Raw genomic sequence first — 3,695 nt, 5'->3', positions numbered from 1 at the left:
ATGACGGCAATCACGACAAGCCCGAGAAAGGCGAAGGCAAGCATTTCCTGCGCTGCGGTCACGTCCGAACGGCTTAGCATTTCGTTGGTCAGGACCTGTTCCAGCACCTGAGCATGAATTGAAACGCCGGGAACGCTCTCTCCAAGCGCTGTCTGATGCATATCGAATAAACCGGCGGCCGACGTTCCGATCAGGATGATCCGCCCCTCAACTTCCGCCCGAACATCCGCATCATCCGAGCTTTTGAGGATATCGCTGGCCGAGATGTACAGTTCGGGCGCATCCCGCCGGTATCTCAGCCAAATCTCGCCGTTTTCTGTCGTTGGTATACGGTATCCCCCGACCTCAACCGCCAACATGATGCCTGTTTCGTCCTGCGCACCTTCGGCTACGATATTGGTTTCACCCAAGGCAACTCTCAGGGCTTCAATTGACAGACCCGGCAACAGCCCGTCCGGCCCGCGCCAAAGAACCGGCACACGGCGCATGATGCCGGTTCCGCCGATGGGCGAGACGTTGACCCCACCAATACCCGCAGCGGTCCGGTCCAAAGGGGGCGCGATTGGCGTCCAATGAGGAACTGAAATTAGACCCGCGGCGGGATTTTCCCCGAACTCAATGATACCTGCTTTTGCAGTGATGGGGTTTCCTTCCGCCGACAATCGTGCGGCAGTCCCAAGAACGACTGGCCAATAGGCGATTTCCATCCCAAGCAAGACATCGTTATCGAGCTTCTGAGCGTGGCGTTCCACTGTGAGGACCCCTGCCAAAGATGGATCGTTAAGAAGACGCGAGGGCGAAAACCGGTCAGGTTCAGCGAACAACATATCAAACGCGATGGCCGCAGCACCGTATTCACCCAGATTTTGAACCATCTGCGCCACCAGTGTTCGGGGCCAGGGCCATTGCCCCCAATTGGCCAGAGAGGCTTCGTCGATATCTACAACCCGGATGGGGAGGTCAGGATTGAACTCTCGCGGAGACGACCTTTGCAGAACGTCGAAATAGATCAGACGGGTCATTCGCACAGGATAAGGATCCATGACCCGGATGAAACAACCCACCAGGATCAGACACAATCCGACAAGGCGGAACGCCCATTTCCCTGTCCTGGTTTTGCGCTTTTCGTCGCTCATGTCGTTCCCCGGACAAGTGAGTCCATTTCCGCTTTTTCGACATCGCTACCGGAACAGCTCACTATTTGATTCTTGCTGCTCTGGATCTTCCTGACCTGGTTCCTCTCGATCAGGTTCTTCGGGTTCCGGTTCAGGCTCTTCCGGATCAGGCTCTTCCGGTTCCGGTTCTTCTGGCTCCGGTTCCGGTTCTGGTTCTGGTTCTTCCAGCTCCGGTTCTGGTTCTACTTCTGGCTCTGGGTTTGACGGAGGTGCTGGCGGCGCTGCGACGCTGACTGGGCGCGGCTGGGGCGCAGTTCTGCGAAAATCGGCCCTGTCGACTTTGGCCTGCTGCACGGGCGCGCCTTCGCCAGAACATCCCTCAACCCGTACCTGCAAAGGAGGCAGAAGGCCTTCCTGCGACTGAATAAATGGGAATCCCTCTTTCAGTGCTTGATCGTACTGTGCCTGATCAGCGGGCCGCCCGACTGTTCCGCCTCCACCGGTGGCATACATGCTGCACACGCGGCCTGTGGACCTGCAAGACCCTTGTGCACTGCACATTTGAACAGTTCCGTGCAGGACAAGCATTGCGCTTTGGGTTTGTGATACGACCCACATATCGAAGGTTGTGCCACGAACTGCCATTGTCGCTGTCGGGGTCTTGATCGAATAGGCTCTTTTTCTGCTTTTGCCTGAAATGAATCGAAAGCTGCCGCCCAAGGCCTGCACGGCAAAGCTTTTGGCCTTTCGGTTGCCGCGCAGCATGGTCACGTCCAAAACCATATGCGCATTGGGGCCAACGGCAATTTTGGTTTCATCCACAAATACGATCTGCACCAAACCGCTGTGGTCTGTAGAAATCGTATCGCCCGACACCACATCCATTCCTGAAATGACAGGCTGTGCGTTTCCGGCGCGAATGATCTGAGCGCCTTGCTTGGCGCTGATAACTGTCCCGATGTTGGCAAGGGCTTGCGCTGGCATGAGCGCAACAACAAATACAACCAACACAATCTTTAACCAAGTCAAACCAGAGCCCCTTCCCCCCACGGGTCTAAGTAAGCGCGAAGCGCGCCAAGCTCGATTTTTGCCCCCAAGAAATGTGTTATTCTTATTCAAATAGTCAAAAATGCTAACAATAAATATGCATTATGGCATGTATTTGTAGCAAGAGATTTTTTGATCGTGAATTTCTGCGTTAAGGCCGACGTGAGCCTCCCCACTTAACAGGCCGAAGTGTAGCCTCCATCAAATGAGAGCATTGGGCACCCGGCTCATCGCTTGCCCCGCGATGAGCCATGACGTTTTGGGTGTGTTTAGCCGAAAATTCAGAGGAATTGTTCTGGCAACAATGCGTCCGGCATGTTCTGGTAACACACGGGTCTTAAAAACCGCCGGATTGACAATGTGCCGACAGAGGTAGCACCGAAATTGGTCGAAGCGGGGTAGGGGCCGCCATGCACCATACTGTCGCAGACCTCGACGCCCGTGGGAAAGCCATTGGCCAGCACACGCCCGGCCTTGCGCTCGAGGATCGGCATCAGGGAACGCGCGGTGTCCAAGTCCGCATCATCCATATGCAGGGTGCAGGTCAGCTGACCTTGCAGACTGTGCGCGACGGCCCGCATTTCTTCAGGCGTTTCGGCAGTTACGATAACCCCCAACGGGCCAAAAACCTCTTCACCAAGGGTTTCGTTTGCCAGCCAGTTCACAGCATTGGTGCGATACAGGTAAGGGGACGCGGTGCGTTGATCACACATCGAGCTCAGAACCTCCTGCACATCTGCTATATTGGCGATCCTTGCCTGACCGGCTCGATAAGCGTCGGCGATGCCGTCGGTCAGCATGGTTTGCGCGGGTGTCTCTGACAGGGCGGTTCGCGCGATCTCAGTGAAGCGGTCCGCTGCTGCACCCGCCAGCATTACGGCGACCCCGGGGTTGGTACAGAACTGGCCTGCGCCCATGGTCAGCGACCCAGCCCAGTTCTGAGCAATGTTGTCGCCCCGGTTCGTCAGCGCAGCATCGAGAATGAACATCGGGTTGACCGAGCCAAGTTCACCGAAAAACGGGATTGGTTCAGGACGCGCGGCACACAGATCGAACAGTGCCCGACCACCAGCCAATGAGCCAGTGAACCCGACAGCCCTGATCAGCAGGTGTTGCACCAAAGCGGAACCTACTGTCCGGTCACCCCCCTGAATCAGACTGAAAACACCGGGATGAATTTTGCAGCGTTCGATGGCAGAATGTATGGCCTCGGCTATGATCTCACCGGTGCCCGGATGGGCGCTGTGCCCTTTTACGACAACGGGGCACCCAGCAGCCAAGGCGGCCGCGGTGTCACCGCCTGCGGTTGAAAAGGCCAAAGGGAAATTCGAAGCACCGAATACGGCGACAGGGCCAATAGGGCGCTGGATCATTTTCAGATCCGGGCGCGGCAGCGGCGAGCGGTCTGGCAACGGGCCGTCGTGGCGCCGATCCAGATACTCACCACTCAGAATATGAGTGGCAAACAAGCGAAGTTGGCCCGATGTGCGACCCCGCTCTCCTTGCAGACGGGCCTCGGGCAGGCCGGTTTCC

General features: G+C 56.8%; 3 protein-coding genes. All 3 read right to left on the bottom strand.

The features are described 5' to 3' along the window. On the bottom strand, window positions 1-1,136 hold a 1,136-nt coding region (locus AC2FND_RS19805; RefSeq protein WP_496771421.1), incomplete at its 3' end, for a CHASE2 domain-containing protein. Between the two features lie 45 nt (window positions 1,137-1,181). After that, entirely contained in the window at window positions 1,182-2,144 is a 963-nt protein-coding gene (locus AC2FND_RS19800; RefSeq protein ID WP_496771420.1) for a FecR family protein, read from the bottom strand. Window positions 2,145-2,443: 299 nt separating this feature from the next. Beyond that, the coding region (locus AC2FND_RS19795; RefSeq protein WP_496771419.1) for an aldehyde dehydrogenase (NADP(+)) at window positions 2,444-3,695 on the bottom strand (1,252 nt) is incomplete at its 5' end.

The sequence above is a fragment of the Ruegeria sp. BHSB056 genome (assembly GCF_059613305.1).
Note: the sequence above shows the minus strand (reverse complement) of the source record. Positions and strands in the feature narration are given on the sequence as shown.